1 pseudogene is annotated in these 446 nt (G+C 66.1%); it reads right to left on the minus strand.

Annotated elements, in window-relative coordinates:
* Positions 1-86: 86 nt before the first annotated feature.
* Positions 87-446 (minus strand): annotated as a pseudogene (locus ACU8YC_RS27680) (5-methyltetrahydropteroyltriglutamate--homocysteine S-methyltransferase); the annotation flags it as partial.

A 446-nucleotide genomic window follows, 5' to 3' on the forward strand; every position in this document is an offset into this window, starting at 1 on the left:
GTACATGGACAGCCGGACCGCCGAACGCCTGACCACCTTCGAGCACGCCGCCCAAGGCTGACACGAGCCCCGGACAGCGCCATCGCTCAGGCGACCTTGGCGCTTCGCGCCGCGCGCAGCTGCCGGGCAGCTGCCACCATGTTCACCAGCGCCGCCTCGGTCTCAGGCCAGCCACGGGTCTTCAGCCCGCAGTCCGGGTTCACCCAGCGTCGTTCGGCCGGAATGCACTCGGCGGCCTTCTCCAGGAGCTGCACCATCTCGGCGGTATCCGGCACGCGCGGCGAGTGGATGTCGTAGACGCCCGGGCCGATGTCATTCGGATAGTCGAAGGCACGGAACGCTTCGAGCAGCTCCATCTGCGAACGCGAGGTCTCGATGGTGATGACGTCGGCATCCATCGCCGCGATGGACTCGATCACGTCGTTGAATTCGCTGTAGCACATATG

The sequence above is a fragment of the Citrobacter sp. VF227 genome, assembly GCF_052950715.1.